The sequence below is a fragment of the Acinetobacter sp. ANC 4910 genome, assembly GCF_004331035.1.
Taxonomy (GTDB): domain Bacteria; phylum Pseudomonadota; class Gammaproteobacteria; order Pseudomonadales; family Moraxellaceae; genus Acinetobacter.
In genome coordinates this window covers 132,472-153,760 of record NZ_SJNT01000008.1, presented here as the reverse complement: position 1 = coordinate 153,760, position 21,289 = coordinate 132,472, and the positions used below count along the sequence as shown (strand labels likewise).

General features: G+C 43.5%; 16 protein-coding genes and 2 tRNA genes. 11 read left to right on the top strand and 7 right to left on the bottom strand.

Features of this window, described 5'->3' with window-relative positions; genetic code table 11:
- The first annotated feature begins 1 nt into the window (after position 1).
- Together E0H82_RS10770 and E0H82_RS10765 are read left to right on the top strand one after the other, a co-directional pair.
- Complete coding sequence (locus E0H82_RS10770) at positions 2-1,249, top strand: efflux RND transporter periplasmic adaptor subunit (protein WP_131264662.1); 1,248 nt, start codon at positions 2-4, stop codon at positions 1,247-1,249.
- Entirely contained in the window at positions 1,239-4,421 is a 3,183-nt protein-coding gene (locus E0H82_RS10765; protein ID WP_131264660.1) for an efflux RND transporter permease subunit, read from the top strand. The genes E0H82_RS10770 and E0H82_RS10765 overlap by 11 nt, the downstream gene beginning before the upstream one ends.
- Positions 4,422-4,466: 45 nt before the next feature.
- Here the strand turns inward: E0H82_RS10765 and E0H82_RS10760 are convergent, their stop codons facing one another.
- Positions 4,467-5,270 carry a DUF4198 domain-containing protein gene (locus tag E0H82_RS10760; protein ID WP_131264658.1) on the bottom strand — a complete coding sequence of 268 codons (804 nt, stop codon included), beginning with the start codon at positions 5,268-5,270 and terminating at the stop codon, positions 4,467-4,469.
- Between the two features lie 169 nt (positions 5,271-5,439).
- Here E0H82_RS10760 and E0H82_RS10755 point away from each other — a divergent pair, with 169 nt between their 5' ends.
- Positions 5,440-6,417, top strand: coding sequence for a cation diffusion facilitator family transporter (locus tag E0H82_RS10755; protein WP_131264656.1), 978 nt, complete (start codon positions 5,440-5,442; stop codon positions 6,415-6,417).
- Between the two features lie 22 nt (positions 6,418-6,439).
- Here E0H82_RS10755 and E0H82_RS10750 read toward each other — a convergent pair whose 3' ends face one another.
- The 5 genes from E0H82_RS10750 to E0H82_RS10730 form a co-directional block, all read right to left on the bottom strand.
- Positions 6,440-6,781, bottom strand: coding sequence for a hypothetical protein (locus E0H82_RS10750; RefSeq protein WP_131264654.1), 342 nt, complete (start codon positions 6,779-6,781; stop codon positions 6,440-6,442).
- A 128-nt stretch (positions 6,782-6,909) separates the two neighbouring features.
- Positions 6,910-6,985, bottom strand: a tRNA-Glu gene (locus E0H82_RS10745).
- A gap of 30 nt (positions 6,986-7,015) precedes the next feature.
- Positions 7,016-7,091 (bottom strand) — tRNA-Ala (locus E0H82_RS10740).
- A 57-nt stretch (positions 7,092-7,148) separates the two neighbouring features.
- Positions 7,149-8,657 carry a glutamate--tRNA ligase gene (gene gltX, locus E0H82_RS10735; protein WP_131264652.1) on the bottom strand — a complete coding sequence of 503 codons (1,509 nt, stop codon included), beginning with the start codon at positions 8,655-8,657 and terminating at the stop codon, positions 7,149-7,151.
- A gap of 125 nt (positions 8,658-8,782) precedes the next feature.
- On the bottom strand, positions 8,783-9,079 hold the full coding sequence (locus E0H82_RS10730; protein ID WP_131264650.1) for a hypothetical protein: 297 nt from the start codon (positions 9,077-9,079) through the stop codon (positions 8,783-8,785).
- 401 nt (positions 9,080-9,480) lie between these two features.
- On the opposite strand from E0H82_RS10730, the gene E0H82_RS10725 reads away from it, so the two are divergent.
- The 8 genes from E0H82_RS10725 to E0H82_RS10690 all read left to right on the top strand — a co-directional run bounded on the left by E0H82_RS10725 (position 9,481) and on the right by E0H82_RS10690 (position 18,674).
- On the top strand, positions 9,481-10,482 hold the full coding sequence (locus E0H82_RS10725; protein WP_228258648.1) for a sulfate ABC transporter substrate-binding protein: 1,002 nt from the start codon (positions 9,481-9,483) through the stop codon (positions 10,480-10,482).
- 175 nt (positions 10,483-10,657) lie between these two features.
- Positions 10,658-11,569, top strand: coding sequence for a 16S rRNA (cytosine(1402)-N(4))-methyltransferase RsmH (gene rsmH, locus E0H82_RS10720; RefSeq protein WP_131264648.1), 912 nt, complete (start codon positions 10,658-10,660; stop codon positions 11,567-11,569).
- 79 nt (positions 11,570-11,648) lie between these two features.
- Positions 11,649-11,912 (top strand): cell division protein FtsL, encoded by a 264-nt coding sequence (locus tag E0H82_RS10715; RefSeq protein WP_228157497.1) that lies wholly within the window; start codon positions 11,649-11,651, stop codon positions 11,910-11,912.
- A 12-nt stretch (positions 11,913-11,924) separates the two neighbouring features.
- Positions 11,925-13,748, top strand: coding sequence for a penicillin-binding protein PBP3 (gene ftsI, locus E0H82_RS10710; RefSeq protein WP_131264646.1), 1,824 nt, complete (start codon positions 11,925-11,927; stop codon positions 13,746-13,748).
- A 10-nt stretch (positions 13,749-13,758) separates the two neighbouring features.
- Positions 13,759-15,255 (top strand): UDP-N-acetylmuramoyl-L-alanyl-D-glutamate--2,6-diaminopimelate ligase, encoded by a 1,497-nt coding sequence (locus tag E0H82_RS10705; RefSeq protein WP_131264644.1) that lies wholly within the window; start codon positions 13,759-13,761, stop codon positions 15,253-15,255.
- Between the two features lie 12 nt (positions 15,256-15,267).
- Positions 15,268-16,677: a UDP-N-acetylmuramoyl-tripeptide--D-alanyl-D-alanine ligase gene (locus E0H82_RS10700; RefSeq protein ID WP_131264642.1), complete on the top strand. Its 1,410-nt coding sequence runs from the start codon at positions 15,268-15,270 to the stop codon at positions 16,675-16,677.
- Between the two features lies 1 nt (position 16,678).
- The gene (mraY, locus tag E0H82_RS10695) at positions 16,679-17,797 is read left to right on the top strand and encodes a phospho-N-acetylmuramoyl-pentapeptide-transferase (RefSeq protein WP_131264640.1); all 1,119 of its coding nucleotides are present in this window, start codon (positions 16,679-16,681) and stop codon (positions 17,795-17,797) included.
- A gap of 73 nt (positions 17,798-17,870) precedes the next feature.
- A complete protein-coding gene (locus tag E0H82_RS10690; RefSeq protein ID WP_131264638.1) occupies positions 17,871-18,674 on the top strand; it encodes a putative RNA methyltransferase in 804 nt (267 codons plus the stop codon).
- Between the two features lie 56 nt (positions 18,675-18,730).
- Here E0H82_RS10690 and ponA read toward each other — a convergent pair whose 3' ends face one another.
- Positions 18,731-21,256, bottom strand: coding sequence for a penicillin-binding protein PBP1a (gene ponA / locus E0H82_RS10685; protein WP_131264636.1), 2,526 nt, complete (start codon positions 21,254-21,256; stop codon positions 18,731-18,733).
- Positions 21,257-21,289: the final 33 nt, after the last annotated feature.

Genomic DNA, 21,289 nt, shown 5'->3' with positions numbered 1-21,289 from the left:
CATGTTGAATTTGAGTAATAAGAGATTAAATCAACAGGGGAAAATCTCCCAAAAACTGTTAATCATATTGGCGGTCGTGGTTACGGCACTGGTGTCTATAGCGGTGTTGTTCTTGACGCAAAAGTCATCTACGAATGAAGATGAGCACGGACATGCTGAAGCAGAAGAACATGCAGATGAAAAAGGTCATGAAGAATCGGAGGAACATGAAGCTGCAATTGCTTTAACGGCTAAACAGGTGACTGAACAAGGGATTCAATTGGCTGTTGCAGAGTTGGGTCCTGTTGTGAAATCGGCGGCTTATCCTGCCAAATTGGTGGTAAATACTGACCGCCAAGCGCATGTGGCACCTGCATTTGCAGGGCATGTCGAAACCGTCTATGTCGAATTGGGGCAGCAGGTAAGCAAAGGGCAAGCACTTGCCAGTTTATTGGTGCCAGATTTGGTTGATCAACAAGCCAATTTACAAACAGAACAAGCCAATTTGGAATTGGCACGACAAGACTATGAGCGCGAGAAAAAGTTGTGGTCAGAAGGTATTTCTGCCAAGCAGGATTATCAACGTGCTTATAACGCCTATCAGCAAGCGCAGATTCAGGTCAGAGCAACACGTTCACGTTTATCTGCTTTTGGTGCTCAAGCGAACAGTCAAGGACGTTATGTGTTAAAGGCACCTATCGCAGGTGTGATCAGTCAGAAAGATCTGGTGGTGGGGGAGAATGTACAACTGGCTGATCAATTGTTTGTGATTGATCAGTTAGATCAATTATGGTTGGAATTTATTGCGCCAAGTAGTGAATTTGCCACAATTGTGCCAAATCAAAATATTGAGTTTAAATCCTTACAAACAGGGCATGTATTTAAGGCACAAATTCAAAGCTTAAATAGTCAGGCCGATGTGCAAACAGGTCGCTTGCAAGTCCGTGCAAAAGTCTTGTCCAGTGCGGCTGAATTACGTCCGAATTTGATGGTCAATGTGCAGTTACAACAGCAACAAGCGCAGCAGGGATTACGTGTTCTTGCCAGTGCGCTACAGCAAGTGGAAGGGAAAGATGCGGTGTTTGTGGCAACGCAGCATGGGCAAAAAATTGAATTTATGCCGCAAGTCGTGACTTTGGGCACTCGCTCTAGTGATGGTCAATGGATAGAGGTGCAATCTGGTTTAAATAAGGGGCAACAATATGCAGCACAAGGCAGTTTCTTACTCAAGTCTGAATTAGAAAAAGGAGAGGCGAGCCATGCACACTAAACCACCGCTTCCGCCAGAGGTTGAAACGGCACAGCTGACTTCAGACGGTTTACCTCCGCCAGAAGGATGGTTTGACCGCATCATCCAGTTTTCTATTCGCAATGCCATTTGGGTCATGCTCTTTGTATTGACTTGGATTGGGGTCGGAATTTATAGCTATCAACAATTGCCAATTGATGCTGTGCCTGACATTACCAATACGCAGGTGCAAATTAATACCCAAGCCGCAGGTTTTACTGCTTTGGAGGTCGAGCAACGAATTACCTATCCCATAGAAAATGCGATGGCAGGGTTACCTGAGTTACAGCAAACTCGTTCCATTTCACGTTATGGTCTGTCTCAGGTCACCATTATTTTTCAGGATGGCACCGATATTTACTGGGCAAGGCAGTTGATCAATCAGCGTCTACAAGAAGCACAGGCAGAACTTCCCGAAGCCATTATTCCGACCATGTCGCCCATTTCCACGGGATTGGGGGAAATTTATCAATGGGTAATTAAGGCAGAACCGAATGCGCGTAAGGCTGATGGTACAGCGTATAGCGCTATGGATTTACGTGAAATTCAGGACTGGATTGTCCGCCCACAACTGCAACGTGTCGCAGGTGTGGCGGAGGTCAACTCGATTGGCGGCTATAGCAAAACCTATGTGGTCACTCCAGATTTACAACGCTTACAGCAATTGCAAATTCCACTCAGTGAGTTACAAACTGCGCTGACGGAGAATAATGAAAACCGTGGTGCGGGCTTTATTGAACAGAATGGGCAGCAACTGACGGTACGGGTGCCCGGTACACTCACGGATATCAAAGCGATTCAAAATGTGAGTATTGCCAATAAAAATGGTTTTCCAATTCGGGTGGCTGATGTTGCCACAGTGTCCATAGGTCATGATTTACGTACAGGTGCGGCAACCTATAACGGAGAAGAAACGGTATTGGGCATCGCGATGATGATGATGGGCGAAAACAGCCGCACCGTCGCCCAAGCTGTAGATGCCAAATTGAAACAGGTGCAACAGTCTTTACCTCAAGGTGTGGTCATTGAAACCGTATATGACCGTACCAGTCTGGTCGATCGTGCGATAAAAACCGTACAGAAAAATCTGGTCGAAGGTGCAATACTGGTTATTGTGATTCTGTTTTTATTTTTGGGGAATTTCCGTGCGGCACTGATCACCGCCTGTGTGATTCCACTTTCGATGCTATTTACCTTAACAGGAATGGCGCAACAGAATATCAGTGCCAATTTGATGAGTTTGGGGGCACTGGATTTCGGCATCATCGTGGATGGGGCTGTGGTGATTGTGGAAAACTGTATTCGCAGATTAGCAGAAGCCCAACATCGACATCGACGCTTACTCACCCGTTCTGAACGATTTCAGGAAGTGTTCTTAGCAGCGAAACAGGCACGACGACCATTAATCTTTGGTCAGTTGATTATTTTAGTGGTGTATTTCCCGATCTTTGCGCTGTCAGGGGTGGAAGCCAAATTGTTTCACCCCATGGCAATGACGGTCGTGTTAGCCCTGATTGGTGCCATTCTTCTCTCGATCAGTTTTGTCCCAGCAGCGGTGGCATTATGGGTCACGGGGGAGATCAAGGAAAAGGAAAGTCGCTGGATGCTCTGGCTCAAACAGCAATACACGCGATTACTGAATTGGGCCTATGAATTCAAAGCCTTGGTACTGACCCTAGCACTGTGTATCTTATTTTTTACAGGCGTGCTTGCCACACAGGTAGGGAGTGAGTTTGCACCGCAATTGAGCGAAGGGGATTTTGCGGTACAACAAATGCGTTCACCCAGTACAGGCTTAGAGCAGTCTTTGCGTATGCAGGAAAATACTGAAAAGTTACTGTTAAAAGAATTTCCTGAAATTAAGGCAATTTTTGCGCGTACGGGAACCGCAGAGGTCGCAACAGATGTGATGCCCCCCAATATTTCTGATGCGATTGTATTGTTAAAGCCACGTGAGCAATGGCCAGACTCCAAACAAAGCCTCGATGAGCTACGTCAACGTATGATCGCTTTTCTGGCAACTTTACCAGGTAATAACAGTGAGTTTTCTCAACCGATTGAACTACGTTTTAATGAGCTGATTTCAGGTGTACGCAGCGATGTTGGGGTCAAGATTTTTGGCGATGATATGCAGGTGCTGAATCAGCAGGCTACCCGCATTGCAGAAAAAATTCAGCGTATTTCAGGCGCAACTGCGGTCAATATTGAACAAACCAGCGGTCTTCCTTTGTTGAATGTAGAGGTGAATCCTGCCTTAGCGGCACAATATGGTTTGTCGGTCAAGGCGATTCAAGATTTGGTGGCGACCAGTGTGGGGGGGCAAAATATTGGACAAATTTTACAAGGTGATCGACGCTTTGATTTTGTCATTCGTTTAGATGACCCACAGCGAACACCAGAACATTTAGCCGTATTACCGCTACAAACCGCCAATGGAGGACTCATTCAACTGCAAGATGTGGCTAAAGTTGAAACCATTTTGGGGATTAATCAAGTGAGCCGTGAAGATGGCAAACGCCGTATGATCGTCACGGCCAATGTTGAAGGGCGTGATTTGGGTTCATTTGTACAGGAGCTGCAAACGATACTAGCAGAGCAGCCTTTACCCGAAGGTTATTGGTTAGATTATGGTGGTCAGTTCGAAAATTTAATCTCGGCTAAAAACCGTATGCTCTGGGTAGTTCCGTTGGCTCTCATTGCGATTTTTGTTTTACTTATGGCTGTGTTTCATAACATCAAAGAAAGTCTATTGGTGTTTACTGGCGTACCATTTGCATTATGTGGTGGTCTGATTGCTTTATGGTTGCGTGATATTCCACTTTCAATGTCAGCAGGAGTAGGTTTTATTGCTTTATCCGGTGTTGCAGTCTTGAATGGTTTGGTCATGCTGACCTTTATCAAAGAACTCAGACAGCATTTAGATATTTACCATGCCACGTGGCAAGGTGCAATTTTGCGTTTACGCCCCGTATTGATGACTGCTTGTGTTGCTTCATTGGGGTTCATTCCCATGGCTTTGGCAACAGGAACGGGGGCAGAAGTACAACGACCTTTAGCAACAGTCGTGATTGGCGGGATTTTATCTTCGACGATGCTGACCTTGGTGCTCTTACCTGTGTTGTATCGTTGGATGCATGAAGCAAAAGTGCGTTAAATGAAATGTGCCTTGATTCACTTTGAATCAAGGCATTGTTGAATCTTAAGAATTTGCTTGAGCAACATGGACACTGATAATGGTGGCGTACTGATTTTTCTGAGTCGCTTTGCTATCGATTTTTTCAGAGACTTCGATCAAGTAATTTCCGGCATGTGGAAAAGTAATATTGGCACTGCCGTTATTTTGGACAGGAATGCTGAGTGCTTGAGCTTCAGTTGCACCTTGGGCACGAACCACTAACTCAGCCTGAGCTAAAGGTTTGTTGGCTTTATGAATTTGGAGCTGAACCGTTTGCTGCGCGATCAGTGCATTTGGATGAATAGAAAAATGGACTTGAATCGGTGCTGAACTTGCAGCAATCGCAGAAGTCGATTGTTTGCTGATATAAGTCTGCAAGGTCCATTCACGAACGGTGTCTACTTTTTGGGGTAATTTGCCCTTAAAGTCGCTAGCAATCACATAATCACGCTCACTTAAAGGCGGGACTTGATCTGCTGTAGCATTGGCTAAAATTTTCCATTGTTTATTATGCTGAACATATTGGATCGGGTAACTGGTCTTGGCAAAAACCGTATAGGTGCCTTTTTCTGGGAGGGGTAAATCAAAGGTGGTGGCCGATTTTAAGCTCACTACGGGCTGCACGGTCATTTGCTTTTGGTCGGGTTGAATAATGGTAAATTGTGGATCTTTGAGGGCATATTCTGCTTGTAAGGCTTGCTCTGCATAAGCTGCAATAACAGGAATTTGGGTGTTATCTGTGGTAAAGGCCAATGGAGCGACATAAGGTTCATGTGCAAAGCTATAGCTACTCAGCAGTACCCCAGAAAGAATAACAATTTTTTTCATAACAGAATTCCAATTTCAAAAATGATGCGAGAAGATGGATGAAGACTTAGCCAATAAATTGAGTTTGTAAATGATAATTATTTTCATGTATTTTGCAAAGTAAAATATAGGTTTGTGTCGGTCGAATCTGGCCAAATAGACTGTAATAAGAATGAATAGAGGCGACAATATGAGTGGATCGCATGGGCATGATCATACACATGCAACCGTGACTGAAAAAAATGCCAAGAAGTTAAGTTTTGCTTTAGTGCTGACCAGTATTTTCTTAATTATTGAAGTCATTGCGGGGTTTATCACGCAGAGTCTGGCATTGCTTTCGGATGCGGCACATATGTTTACCGATGCAGCAGCACTCGCGATTGCTTTGGTCGCCATTAAAATTGGCAAATTGCCTGCAGATAACAAACGGACCTTTGGTTATCAACGTTTCGAAATTTTAGCAGCTTTATTTAATGCGCTAATGTTGTTCTTGGTTGCCGTGTATATTTTATACGAAGCCTATCAGCGTTTTAGTCATCCGCCAGAAATTCAAAGTATGGGTATGCTGGTCGTGGCCGTCATTGGTTTGATCATTAATTTAATTTCCATGCGCATCTTGTTTTCCAGTGCTCAGGAAAGTCTGAATGTGAAAGGCGCTTATTTAGAGGTTTTGAGTGATGCCTTAGGTTCAGTCGGCGTGATTATTGGGGCAATTGTGATTTATTTTACTCATTGGTATTGGGTGGATACGCTGATTGCGGTCTTAATTGGTTTTTGGGTTTTGCCACGGACATGGATTTTACTCAAACAGAGCATTAATATTTTATTAGAAGGGGTACCAGAAGAAATTGATATCGAGCAATTACGCCAAGATTTACTGCAATTGCCTAAGGTTGAAAGTATCCACCAACTCAAGGTCTGGGCCATTAGTTCTAAAAATATTCATCTCACTGTGCATCTGTATGCCCCACAAGCTGATCAAAAACAGTTGTATCAGGCAGCTTCCGCGATGCTGCATCAGCAACATGGCATTGCCGAAATGACCTTACAGATTGAAGATGATGAATGTCTGGCCCATACACATAGTCAGCAAGGCGCTCATCAACATGAAGCACCAGCACATGTTCATTCAGAGCAAGACACTCATGACCATTCACATCAGCATTAAGCTGATGTGAAGTAGGATTGAATTAGATTTCCCACTCGTGTTCGCATTCACGGCATTTCCATTTCTTTTGGGATTGCATAAATGATTGCATTGAAATTTTGAAATCAGGTAAATCGCGGTAGAACAAGAAACCAGCAACAGCACAAATCACAAACACCACCACCGTTGCAATTTGCAGGGTTGAGCCTGCGCCATCACCGAATAACCACATGGCGATGCTAATTAACACCAAAAGCAACAAGACAAAAATGGAAGGCACAAGAAACACTAAACTTTTAGGGACAACAGGACGTGCCGCAGGTGCATTGGCTTGAGCAACAGGCATAATCTTCGGACTTTGGCATTTTGGGCAACGGTATTGCATTTCAGCTCCATCATTTTTATCTGGGTTTATTCTAGCGGAATCTTGTACAGAGCCAAAATAATTCAGGCAAATTTATGTTTTGTTGAGGCAATAAAAAAGCCACTGTTGAACAGTGGCTTTTTTGAATTTGGCGTCCCTACGGGGATTCGAACCCCGGTTACCGCCGTGAAAGGGCGATGTCCTAGGCCTCTAGACGATAGGGACTTATGAGGCAACACAGGTAAAACGATTTTTTGGTGGAGTCAAGCGGGATCGAACCGCTGACCTCTACAATGCCATTGTAGCGCTCTACCAACTGAGCTATGACCCCAGTCTGTGTGAGCGCAATATTAGGGATATTCTGCTCACACGTCAACAGCTAATTTAATTAGGCTTGTTCAATTGCATCATTTTTCGGCAATTTCAGGCTTTCATTCAATTTTTCCCATACTTTCGCTTCTTTTTTGCTCGGTGCACCCACAATTTCCAGTGCATGACGTAAACGAGCGAAGGTTAAGTCTGGGCCTAAAGTCACCATCGATTGCATGACTGGTGTCGAAGAAGTCGAACCTGCAATCGCAATAAAGAAGGCTGGCATGAAATCGCGCAGCTTAATGTTCATCTGGCTCGCTAAATCCATCAGGATTTGGCTTACCGTGTCATTGTTCCAAGCAAACTGGCTTTCTAAACGCCAAATGGCAAACTGTAAACTTTGACGTACTTGCTCTTCAGTTAATTTCTTGCTTTCAAACTGTTCTTTGCTAATTTGTGGCATGTGGTTGAAATAGAAACCTGCCCAATTCACTGCTTCAGACAACAAGTGAATCCGTGGTTGAATTGCAGCAGCAATATCTTCTAAGGTATTGCGGTCACTTTTCCAGCTTAATAGACGATCCAGTAATTGACCTGGAGTCAGTCCTTTAATCCATTGACCATTGAGCCAATTGAGTTTTTCCACATCAAAGATGGGGCCGCCTAAAGACACACGTTTCACATCAAAGTGTTCAATCATGTCATTTAAAGTAAACACTTCACGTTCGTCAGGCATCGACCAGCCCATACGACCCAAGTAGTTCAAGAGTGCTTCAGGTAACACACCGATGTCACGGTAGTAGTTGATAGACGTTGGGTTTTTACGTTTAGACAGTTTTGATTTATCTGGGTTACGTAACAATGGCATGTGGCACAGTGTTGGCATTTCCCAGCCAAAATATTGATAAAGCAACTGATGTTTTGGTGCAGATGGTAGCCATTCTTCACCACGAAGCACATGGGTGATTTCCATTAAGTGGTCATCAACCACGTTTGCCAAGTGATAAGTTGGCAAGCCATCGGTTTTTAATAACACTTGCATGTCGACTTGCGCCCAAGGAATTTCAACCTCACCGCGCAATAAGTCATTAATTTTACACACGCCTTCTCCAGGAACTTTCATCCGAATTACGTGTGGCTCACCCGCTGCAAGGCGACGTTGTACTTCTTCTTGGGTGAGTTTTAAGCCACGGCCATCATATTTTTGTGTTTCGCCACGCGCTTGTTGTTCTTCACGCATTTGATCCAGTTCTTCAGCCGTTGCGAAGCAGTAGAATGCATGCCCTTTTTCTACTAAATCCAAAGCATATTGCTTGTAGATATGCATACGTTCCGATTGGCGGTAAGGCGCGTGTGGTCCGCCCACGTCTGGTCCCTCAGACCAATTCAAACCTAACCAGCGTAAAGAATCTAAAATCATTTTTTCAGATTCAGGCGTCGAGCGTAGCTGGTCGGTATCTTCAATACGTAAGATAAATTCGCCGCCATGTTTTTTTGCAAAACACATGTTAAATAATGCGATGTAGGCAGTTCCTACATGAGGAAACCCTGTAGGTGAGGGAGCAATACGGGTACGAACAGTCATAACAATATTTTCAGAAAATAAACTGAAGCTATTATAACGAAAAAGCCCAATCACTTAATGCTTAATTCAACATTTGTGACTGGGCTTATGACCAATTTTTAAGGGGGGAAAATTGGGCGTTTGAATCAAGAATTATTTTGCGGGAAAATCGCTTGTAAGAAACGTGAGAAGCGCTCATTTTGCGTTGCAAAGAAACTTTGGGTCGGTGCAACTTTAATTGCAGTCAGCACCTTTAAATTATTATCTGCCTGCAAATAATTGTCACCTTGCTTTTGCTGATTGAGTGCTTTTTCAATCAAAGAGACTTTTTCTGGTGCTGCACTTTTGTTTATTGTGGCTTTAATTGCAGCAGTGTGACCCGATTGAGCCATTAAACCCAAGCCTACACTCAGAAAGATGGCTTGAAAAAAGTGTACGTTCATCGCGAATTCCCCTTTAACTCAACATGTTGAGAACTTTTTTATAAAATACTGTTCTACATACTATAGCTACAATTTAAACATCTTTAGAAACAAAAAAGTAGACTTACGTCACACTTTTTACAAAAAGATAAGAAAATCTAAGTGATTCTACGCGTAATCATTACAGTAATATCGATCTATTGTTGTTGTAGCAAATAAATATGGAGACATCATGAAGATTGTAATATTGTGACAAATTTTAGACCATTTCATGACATGATTTCAGCATAATTTTTGGCTTATATTGCAACATTTTATATATCTTAAAATTAGAAAAACTATGAATAAATGCTTATAGCCACATGATTGTGCAAACTATTGATTAAAAATATAGTGCAAAAAACAGTCATTAGAGTTCGACAATGAATAAATCTTTCTTTGCATTGGGAATTGCAATTTTAGCTGGGGTCTCGGGGCACGTCTTTGCAGCAAAAAGTTTCTTGAATGTATCTTATGATCCGACCCGTGAATTTTATCAAGAATACAATAAAGAATTTGGGCAGTACTGGAAGCAGCGCACGGGTCAGGACATTGAATTTAAACAATCTCATGGTGGTTCTGGTAAGCAGGCACGCGCAGTGGCGACGGGTTTAGAAGCCGATGTGGTAACTTTAGCTCTGGCCAATGATATTGATGAAATTGTCAAAGCTGGTTATATCGATAAAAATTGGCAAAAAGAATTTCCAAATAATTCGGCACCTTATACGTCCACCGTGGTTTTTTTGGTGCGTAAGGGCAATCCAAAACACATTAAAGACTGGAATGATTTGGTAAAACCGGGCGTAGAAATTATTACGCCTAACCCAAAAACAGGTGGAGCACCACGTTGGATTTATCTGGCGGCATGGGGTTATGCTCTAAAACAACCCGGGGGCAATGATGCTAAAGCGAAAGAGTTGGTCAAAAATCTGTATCACAATGTCAAAGTGCTGGATTCGGGAGCGCGAGGATCTTTAACCACTTTTGCTGAACGTGGCATAGGGGATGTGTTGTTGTCTTGGGAAAACGAAGCTTTGTTGGCAACCAAAGGTTTGGGAAAAGGCGAGTTTGAAATTGTTTATCCTTCGGTTTCTATTTTGGCAGAACCTTCTGTCGCGATTGTGGATAGAACAGTTGATAAAGATGGCAATCGTAACTTAGCCAAAGGGTATTTAAATTATTTGTATTCACCGAAGGGACAAGATTTAGCGGCAAAATATTATTTCCGCCCACGCAATGCCCAAGCCGCAGCCAAATACGCTGCCCAATTTCCAAAAATTAAATTGTTCACGATTGGTGATGTATTTGGCGGCTGGGCAAAAGCGCAACAAACGCACTTTGTAAATGGGGCGATTTTTGATCAGATTTATAATCAAGCCAATTAAACTGGCTTAAAATAGTACAAAAAAAGCCTCTAAAGGGGGCTTTTTTGCTTAGGTCGTACAATAGAAACGGTTTTCTCTATAGAAAGTAATATTTCCCTACAAAAAGACGTTTGGAGCTTTACTAAAACAAGGTAATAATGTGCAGTTAAATTTTTGGTACTTTGATTGCACTGTTATGTCTCATATTTCTGTATTACTTCATGAAACTGTGGATGCCTTGTTGGCAGGTCGGAATACAGGGATTTATGTCGATGGCACTTTTGGTCGAGGTGGACATACCCGTTTGCTGCTTTCAAAACTCGATGAAAATTCTAAAGTTTATGCTTTCGACAAAGATCCACAAGCCCTTGCAGTTGCTGCTGCATTAGCCGCTGAAGACTCTCGCTTTCACATTATTCATGCCAGTTTTGCAGATCTACAGCAAGCGCTTGCTGCATTAGATTTAGGCCAAGTCGATGGTGTCATGGCAGATTTAGGCGTTTCTTCACCGCAGTTGGATCAGGCGGAACGTGGGTTTAGCTTCATGCAGGATGGTCCCTTGGACATGCGTATGGATAATTCGCAAGGTCTGACCGCAGCAGAGTGGTTGATGCAGATTGAAGAAGAAGCCTTGGCCAATGTGATTTTCAAGTATGGAGAAGAACGTTATAGCCGCCGCATTGCCAAAGCAATTAAAGCGGCAGGGCAGATTGACACTACACGTCAGTTGGCAGAAATTGTGAAAGTTGCACATCCGAAGTGGGAAAAAAATAAACATGCTGCAACGCGTACATTTCAGGCAATACGTATTGCGATTAATAAAGAATTAGAAGATATTGAAGCTTTCTTGCCTCAAGCGGTTGAGGTGTTAAAACCAGAAGCTCGTTTGGCTGTAATTAGTTTCCATTCATTGGAAGATCGACTGATTAAGCAATTTATTCAAAAAGAATCGACTTTGGCGGAAGACACAGGATGGGGACTACCACAACAACAGCAAGATACCCGTCGTTTGAAAAAAATTGCACGTGTGCGTGCGAGTGAAGAAGAAGTTAAGGCCAATCCACGTTCACGTAGTGCTTGGCTTCGTGTTGCGGAACGCTTAGTTTAAAAGGCGAACTATGAAAACTGAAGCAGTTGAAAAGAAAGCAGAAAAATTGCGGACGAAAAAATATATCACTTATGCCTGTATGTTAATTTTAGTTTTCATCAGCGCAATTATGGTGGTCTTTCAGGTATTTGAATATCGACATGATTATCGTGAGCTGAGTTCATTTATGCGTGATCGTGATGACTTGAATGCAGAATGGGGACGGTTGCTGATTGAGCAACAAACCTTTGGTGCAACTGCACAAATCGGGACTCGTGCAGTGACTCAGTTACGTATGTATTCTCCGCCTGCTGTGCAAACGGTTGTAATTTCTTTACCTATGACTTCAGATGACAATAAATAAGGCTAGCTGTATATGGTAGACAAGCAGACCAAGCAACCACGTAAGAAGCAGCAGTCGATTACGGATAAAAATGCCATTAGTGTAGAAATGTGGCGTTTTTATCTCATGTGGGCCGTGGTGTTATTATGCTTTTTGGCATTGGTTGGTCGTGCATTTTATGTGCAAGTGATTAACCATGACTTTTTACAAAATAAGGCCAATGCCAATATTTTACGGACTGAAAAACTCAAAGCCATGCGTGGGGTGATTTATGATCGCCATGGCGTGCCTTTGGCAATCAGTACGCCTGTCATGAAAGTGGTGATTGATCCACGTGACTATTTTGATAATAAAAAATTATTTGATGAAATTACTGCTGAATTGGCGAAAGATCCGCATAACCGAAAACTAAAGCGCCAATTGCCAGAAAAGAACCTTAATCTGGATGAATTAGCCGATGCGGTAGGCATGGATCGAGCGGAACTTAAGAAAAAAATGAACGAGCGCCCTCGTTCTCGCTATTTAGTGCTGCAAAAAGAGATTCCGCCACAGCAGGCAGAATTAATTGAAAAGCGCGACTTTCAAGCGGTGTATACCGAGAAAAACTATAAACGTTATTACCCACAACCACAGCCCAACGCACAAATTATTGGTCTGACCAATAGTGAAGGGATAGGGATTGAAGGTTTAGAAATGCAGCTCAACAAGCGCCTTGCAGGTGTGGATGGTGAGCAGCAAGTGGTGCGTGACAAGAAAGGCAACCGTGTAAAAGACCCTGAAGTGGTGAAAGAGGTCGAGTCAGGGGAGAACATTACCCTGAGTATCGATTCGCGTCTGCAATATATTTTATACCGTGAACTGACTGCGGCAGGTGTGGCGAACAATGCACGTTCAGCATCGGCCATTGCGGTAGATGTGAAAACGGGTGAAATCTTGGCGATGACCAGTTGGCCGTCGTATAACCCAAATGATAAAAATGGTTTGGCCAATAAAGATGCCATGCGTAACCGTGGTGCAACGGATATGTTTGAACCGGGTTCGACCATGAAACCTTTAACGGTTGCTATGGCATTGGAATCAGGTAAATACATGCCAACGACTGTAGTGAATACCTCACCAGGCTCTATGCGTGTTGGCAACCATACCATTCGTGATACGCATAACTACGGGCAACTGACGTTAGCAGGGATTATTCAGAAATCGTCTAACGTGGGTGTGGCGAAAATTGCGTTATCTTTACCTTATGCAACTTTACCGACCTTTTTAAAACGCGTTGGTTTTGGGCAGCGTTCAGCAGTCAAATTTCCAGGTGAAAGTTCGGGTATGGTGCTGCCGCCAAGTAAGTGGAATGTGTCTGAGGTTGCGACCATGGCTTATGGTTATGGGATTAACGCAACTGTACTGCAAATGGTCGATGCTTATGCCATGTTGGCGAATCATGGGGTAAAAGTTCCCCTAAGTCTGTATAAGCTCGAAGAACCGCCTAAAGGCCAGCAAATGATTGATCCGAAAATTGCCGATCAAGTGTTGTTGATGATGGAAGCAGTGACGCTACCAGGCGGTACAGCACGTCAAGCCAATATTCCAGGTTATCGTGTGGCAGGTAAAACAGGAACTGCACATAAATTACGTGCTGACCGTAAAGGTTATTCGGAAAAAGAATATCGTGCCCTATTTTCAGGGGTTGCACCTGTGAGTGATCCGCGTCTAGCGATTTTTGTGGTCGTGGAAAATCCACAAGGTCAATATTATGGTGGCTTAGTTGCTGCGCCTGTCTTTGCTCGAGTGATGCAAGAGTCACTCCGTTTAATGAATGTGCCTTTAGATAAGCCTTTAGACACCCCCCAAATCCAGTAATAGGTGCTGAATGTCAATTACATTTCAAGAACTGCATCCTGCTGATCAAATCGCTGGATGGATGAGTCAACCTTTCCAAGGTTTTTGTTTGGATAGTCGCTATGTGCAAGCGGGACAAATCTTTATTGCCCTGAACAGTTTGAGCCAACCAGAAAAAACCGTACAATTTGCACAGACAGCCTTGGATAAAGGTGCTCTGGCTATTATTAGTGAAACTGAGTTGGGTGTTTCTCCGAGTTTAGTGGTGCCTGAAATTCGCCATTTAATGGGTGTATGGCAAAAACAATATTTGCAAGCGGTATCTCCAATACAAGCTGTACAGATTTTGGCGGTGACAGGAACCAATGGTAAAACCACGATTTCAAGACTGGTCGCAGAGCTATTGATGTTGCAAGGACAATCCTGTGCGGTAATGGGCACCACAGGCAATGGCATTCTTCCACATTTAGAGAGCTCTTCACACACCACTTTGGATGCCTTGCAGTTGCAAAATGCCTTGCATGGTTACGCACAACAAGGTGCAAAATTTGCTTCGATTGAAGCAAGTTCGCATGGTCTAGAACAAGGTCGTTTAACGGGTTGTGCCATTGAAATAGCGGCGTATAGTAATTTAAGCCGTGATCATTTGGATTATCACGGGACACTCGAAGCTTATGCAGCAGCTAAATCACTGTTGTTTAAATTCGAGTCGTTGAAGGTCGCGGTGATTAATCTTGATGATGAATATGCATCCATCATGTTGGCGGCAGCACGTGAGAATCCAGCACAGCCAAAAATATTGACTTACTCCATGACCCAAGCTGCGGATTATCAAGTTAAGAATATTCAGTACAGCTTATCTGGCGCAAATTTTAGTTTAGTAACAGCGCAAGATCAGTTTGAGGTGCAAAGTCCACTGCTTGGACATTTTAATATTGAGAATTTGGTGGCGAGTTTAATCGTGGCACAGCACGCTGGTTTTGATTTGGCACAGTTGATTGCAACAGTACCTCAGTTGCAAGGTGCGCCAGGACGTATGCAGGTGATTCGTGATGATGCACGCTTGTTTGTGGTGGATTATGCACATACACCAGATGCCTTAGTACAAGTCTTAACCACCTTAAAGCGCCATGTTGAACGGAATTTATGGGCGGTGTTTGGCTGTGGTGGTGATCGAGATCGGGGGAAACGACCCTTGATGACTCAAGCGGCTTTAAATGGTGCCGATGTGGTGCTGTTAACCTCAGATAACCCACGGACAGAAAATCCTGAACAGATTTTCACAGATATGAAAGCGGGCATTGATTTCTCTGGCCATGAGGTACACGAGATTCATGACCGCCGTGAAGCAATTAAATTTGCGGTAAAAACTGCGCAAGCAGGTGATATTGTAGTGATTGCGGGCAAAGGGCACGAGAACTATCAAGAAATTGAGGGTGTTCGTCACTGGTTTGATGATGTGGTTGAAGTACAGGCGGCGATTGATGCACAACATCTCGCTACAGACTCAGCATATCCCGCGCAATAGTAGGAAACTAAGATGCATACTTCAACGACCAGTACAGTTCCTTTACAACCGTGGACTGCAGCAGAATTACTGGAAGCAACACAAGGTTATTGGTTACATGGCCGACAGCCAAGCGCTGAAATTAAAAGAATTTTGACTGATTCCCGCCATGCGGAACAAGGTGATGCTTTTTTAGCGCTGAAAGGTGAGCGCTTTGATGCGCATGATTTTGTTGTAAAAGTCGTAGAGCAGGGCTGTGAAGTGGCTATCGTCAGTCATCCTGTAGATGCAGATATTTGTCAGTTGGTTGTTGCTGATACACGTTTGGCTTTAGGGCATTTGGGTGCTTATCGTCGTGCACAGTATCCAGACTTAAAAGTGATTGCATTGACTGGTAGTAGTGGTAAGACCACCACCAAAGAAATGTTGGGCAGTATTTTGTCACGTCTGGCCCCGACCTTGATCACGCGCGGTAATTTAAACAACGATTTGGGTGTACCCATGATGTTGTTGGAGTTACGTGCGGAGCATCGCTATGCGGTCATGGAGCTGGGTGCTAGCCATCAAGGTGAGATTGATTACACCTCACAATTGGTTCGGCCACAGGTGGCCGGTATTATTAATATCGGCACAGCACACTTGGGTGAGTTTGGTGGACGAGAAGGCATTTGTCGTGCCAAATCTGAAATTTATGCACATATTGCCTCATCCGGTACTGCGATTGTGCCTGCGGCAGATGATTTTACAGATCAAATTCGCCAAGTCGTGCAAACTGAGCAGGTAGTGAGTTTTGGTCAAGGGGGTGACGTGTATGCCTCTGATATACAGCTAGAACCGCAATCAGCGCGTTTCAACTTGCACACACCACAGGGCGAACGAGTTGTGAATTTACCGTTTGCTGGTGAGCATAATGTCCAGAATGCGACAGCCGCTGTTGCCTTTGCGCTTGCGATTGGTATTGCTTTGGATGATATTGTATTGGGTCTCGAGCAAGCACAAGGTGCCAAAGGGCGTTTGAATTTTATTCAGCAAGCACCTTATCTATTCATTGATGATACTTACAATGCCAATCCAACCTCAATGCGTGCAGCGGGTGAAGTGCTTGCACAACAAGAAGGTGTGCGGGTCATGGTTATTGGGGATATTGGTGAGTTAGGTCAAAGTGCTGCACAACAACACTATATGTTAGGGCGTGATTTGGTCTCGATCAAAGGCATTAATTTTGTCGTAGCTGTGGGTGAGTTCTCGCCAGCTACGCAAGAAGGGGCGCGCAGTACCCAATATGGTAAGAAATTACAGGCTTTCTTGAGTCAAGAACAAGCCTTACCTTTTTTAATTAGTTTAGTCGAAACACATCAACCTCAGTCGATGAGTTTCCTGTTTAAAGGTTCTCGTTATACCCATATGGAAACCTTGATGACTGACTTGATGGAGAAACTCTAAAATGCTGTTATGGTTATTTGAACAGCTTGCGGGCTATCACAGCTCATTCCAAGTCGTACGCTATTTAACATTGCGCTCACTGCTGAGTGTTTTGACCGCACTCTCCATTGGATTGGTGCTTGGTCCAGTAATGATTCGTAAATTACAAGCCCTAAAATATGGTCAGGCAGTCAGTACTTTTGCACCTGAAAGCCATGCTAAAAAAATGGGTACACCGACCATGGGGGGTGTCCTGATTCTGCTTTCGATTGGGATTTCGACTCTACTCTGGGCAGACTTATCCAACCCTTATGTGTGGATTGTTTTGGCTGTCATGGTCATTTTTGGTGCTGTGGGTTGGGCGGATGACTGGATTAAAATTCGTTATAAAGACAATGCAGGTTTGCCAGCACGGAAGAAATTTTTCTGGACCTCGGTCGCATCTTTAGGTGCAGGGATTGCGTTGTATGTGATTGCCAAGCAACAAGAGAATCCAATTCATACGGCAAATATGCTGGATCTTCTCATCCCATTCTTTAAGAATCTCAGTATTCCATTGTCGGTTATTCCTTTAGGAATTGGATTTATTCTCTTTACCTATTTAGTGATTAATGGGGCTTCTAACGCAGTCAACTTAACGGATGGTCTGGACGGTTTGGCGATTATGCCAATTGTCTTGGTTGCCGCAGGTTTAGGTGTATTTGCCTACTTGGCGGGTGATGTTCGTTTTGCCAATTATCTGCATATTCCTTATGTGAAATATTCGTCTGAATTGGTGGTGATTTGTGCTGCGATGATTGGCGCAGGCTTGGCCTTCCTCTGGTATAACGCGCATCCTGCGCAAGTATTTATGGGTGATGTTGGTGCTTTATCACTCGGCGCCATGCTAGGAACCATTGCGGTCATGGTTCGCCAAGAAATCGTGTTCGCGATTATGGGTGGTGTATTTGTGGTTGAAGCCATTTCGGTCTTCTTGCAAATTGGCTCGTTAAGAATGCGGAATAAACGTGTCTTCTTGATGGCACCTTTACATCATCATTATGAAAAGAAAGGCTGGCGTGAAACCCAAGTGGTGATTCGTTTCTGGATTATTACAATTATGCTGGTGGTTTTGGGTCTAATGACTTTAAAATTGCGTTAAGTAAAATCCGCGAAAATCAGGTCGGCATATGCCGACCTTTTTTATTTTCGTTGATCAATTATTGGAGAAAATAATGAATCTGCTCATGTGCCCTGTATGTCGTGAGAAATTAAATTTGGTAGATAAAACGTGGCAATGTGAACATCGTCATAGCTATGATATTGCCAAACAGGGTTATGTGAATTTGCATGTGGTGCAGCATAAACACAGCAAAACCCCGGGTGATACACCCGAGTCGGTACAAGCTCGACGCGCATTCTTAAGTGCCGGATTTTATGCCCCTTTACAGCAGGCTGTGGTCGAAAAACTGCGTCAGCTTCGCATTGAAAACCTGTTAGATATTGGTTGCGGTGAAGGCTATTACACCGATGCGATGCAGGCAGAGGTGTTGCAATGTGTGGGTGTCGATATTGCGAAAAATGCAGTGCAAGTTGCGGCTAAATTGAATTCGGAATTGACATGGGTGGTGGGCACAGGAGCGACTTTGCCTGTATTGGATCAATCTATCGACCTGTGCAGTAGTTTATTTAGTCCGATTCCTCAGCAAGAAATATTGCGTGTGCTGAAGGATAAAGGATATTTGTTGGTGGTAACACCAGCACCTGAACACCTATTTGCTATTCGAGAGGCTTTATTTGAAGAGGTGAAGCCACATGAGCCGAATAAGTTTGTGCAGCAGTTGGCACAGGATTTTGAACTCATTGAGTCGCATATCGTGAGTGCAGATTTAACGCTGCCACAGCAACAGCTCAAAAATTTGATTGCAATGACGCCGTATGCTTATAAAGCAAAAGTAGATCGAAGAAGTGCTTTAGAGGCTTTAGCTGAATTTAAAGTGACTGCACAATTCCAGCTATATTTATTTCAAAAGAAATAAATATATAAAAAGCCCTCTTAAATCATGAGGGCTTTTTATTGGGTGACTAAGATCTGCTATTGAAATTGATCAATCAAATGTTCAATGGCATCTGATTTCTTACTTGGAGCATTCGGTTGCATTGCAGGTGGAGTTTGATCACTTGGAACCAAGTTTTCTTCATCTGGCAAATCATCAAAATCTCGTTCAGGTGCACGTGTAGGAGCTGCTGGTTTAGGGCGATATAAAGGTTGTGCCAGCGGAGGTGAGGAGCGGTAATCTTTTTTGGTTTCGCCTTCAATAAATTGGGTGTCGTTATGTAATGTAGGTGCCTTAGCATCTTTGTCAAAATGTACCCAAGCTGATGGTGTGCCTTTTAAAGCATTGTCCATAAAGTTGGTCCAAATGGGTAATGCTGCAACGCCCCCGTATTCACGTCGACCTAAGGTGGTTGGTTGGTCAAAGCCGACCCATGCCACCGTGACCAATTTGCCATTAAAGCCTGCAAACCATGCATCTTTGGCATCATTGGTGGTTCCTGTTTTACCCCCTAAATCATCGCGGCCAATTTTAAGTGCAGCACGCCCTGTACCATGTTGGATAACATCTTTGAGGATGTTGGCCATATCAAAGGCAGAGCTGGATTTTAAAATTCGCTGTGCTTGACGGTATTCTGCATTGGCTGCATGGGGTTCTGTTATCTTCGCTTCGGCGGATTGATTGGTAACTTCAATCACTTCGTCATCAGGAGTGACAGGTGTACTTTCTGATGCGTCTTTTGCGGTTTCATTGATACATTCAATGCAGGCATATTCAGGGTTGGCTTGATAAATTACCTTGCCATAAGCATCTTCAATGCGATCAATAAAATGTGGTTGAATGCGGTAACCACCATTCGCAAATGTGGCATAACCTGTTGCCATTTGAATGGGCAATACTTGTGGTGTGCCTAAAGCAATCGTGTAGTTATTTGGAATTTGATCTTCTTGTAAACCAAAATCCATAAACAATTGGCGTGTGCGTTCAATGCCTACCGCTTGAAGTAAACGTACCGAGACCGTATTTCGTGATAAGTATAAAGCACGACGTAAAGGAATCATGCCCAGATAGCGCCCATCTGAATTTCGTGGTGACCATTTTCCGATGGTAATAGGACTATCATTGACCATGGTAAAAGGTGTCATGCCGCGTTCTAATGCCAAAGCATAAACAAACGGTTTAATGGTTGAACCAGGTTGACGCCAGCCTTGTAAAGCTCGGTTAAATTTGGATTGATAAAAATTATATCCCCCGACAACCGCTTCAATCGCACCATTATTGGGATTTAGTGCAATCAGCTGTCCTTGGGCTTTCGGGATTTGTACCAGTGACCATGAGGTTTTGTCCGCATTTGGTCTTAAACGAACAATATCTTTGACGTTTACAATTTGAGAAGCGCGACTGGGTGCAGGGCCTACGCTGTTGGCGTTGCGATAAGGGCGTGCCCAAGACATCCCAGACCAAGGTACAGTCACACTGGAACCATCTTGCATGAAGGCTTCAAAGGAGTTGTCATTCACTTTGCTGACTTTTGCAGGGTAGGTGTTTGCATAAGCGGTAAATTGTTTTAAATCTTTATCATGTGCTTCGGCACCACGCCAACCATGGCGTCGATCATAGGCCTCTAAACCATCTTGTACGGATTGTTCAGCAAAAAATTGGCGTTGGCTATTAATAGTGGTATAGACCTTATAACCAGAATCAATTGCTTGTTCCCCAAATTTACTCACCAATTCTGCACGGACCATTTCGCCAACATAGGGAAATTGATTGCTTACACCGCGTTCAGGCATATCGAGATTGATGGGTTCAGCAATGGCATTTTGATATTGTTCTTGATTGATATAACCCAATTGCAGCATACGCCCCAGAATCCAGTTGCGACGTTCTAATGCGCGTTCGGGATTGGCAACGGGGTTGTATTTTGAAGGGGCTTTAGGAAGACCCGCAATCATTGCCATTTGGGCAATGCTCAAATCTTCTAAATTTTTGTTGTAGTAAATTTTGGCAGCAGCAGCAATGCCATAGGCATTTTTACCCAGAAAAATCTTGTTTACATATAAGGTTAGAATTTCTTCTTTACTTAAGTTTTGTTCAATTTTGCGCGCAAGAAAAACTTCGGTTAGTTTGCGTTTAAGTGTACGTTCAGGACTGAGGTAATAGTTCTTTGCCACCTGCATGGTAATGGTAGAACCACCAGTTTGTACATTTGAGCCTGTGATGCTCTCACTCACCGCACGCCCCAGACCTTTAAAGCTAATCCCACTGTGTTCAAAAAAAGCTGAATCTTCTGCGGCTAAAAAAGCATGAATAAAGGTTCTTGGAATTTGATCATATTCCACAGGAACAGAAAGTTTGCCACCATATTCTGCAATAAGTTGCTGATCCGCACTATAAACTTGTAATGGTTTTAATAAGGGGGCTTTTTTTAGGATGCTCATTTCAGGCAAAGAGGGGGCAATATAGAGATACATGCCATAAAATCCCATAGGAATTGCGACCAAAACTATAATTATGATCAAAAAAAATGGATGAACACGGCCTGAACAAGATAGCTTTTTCATAACAAGTAAGTTTTAATAGGAGCTAATGGCAAA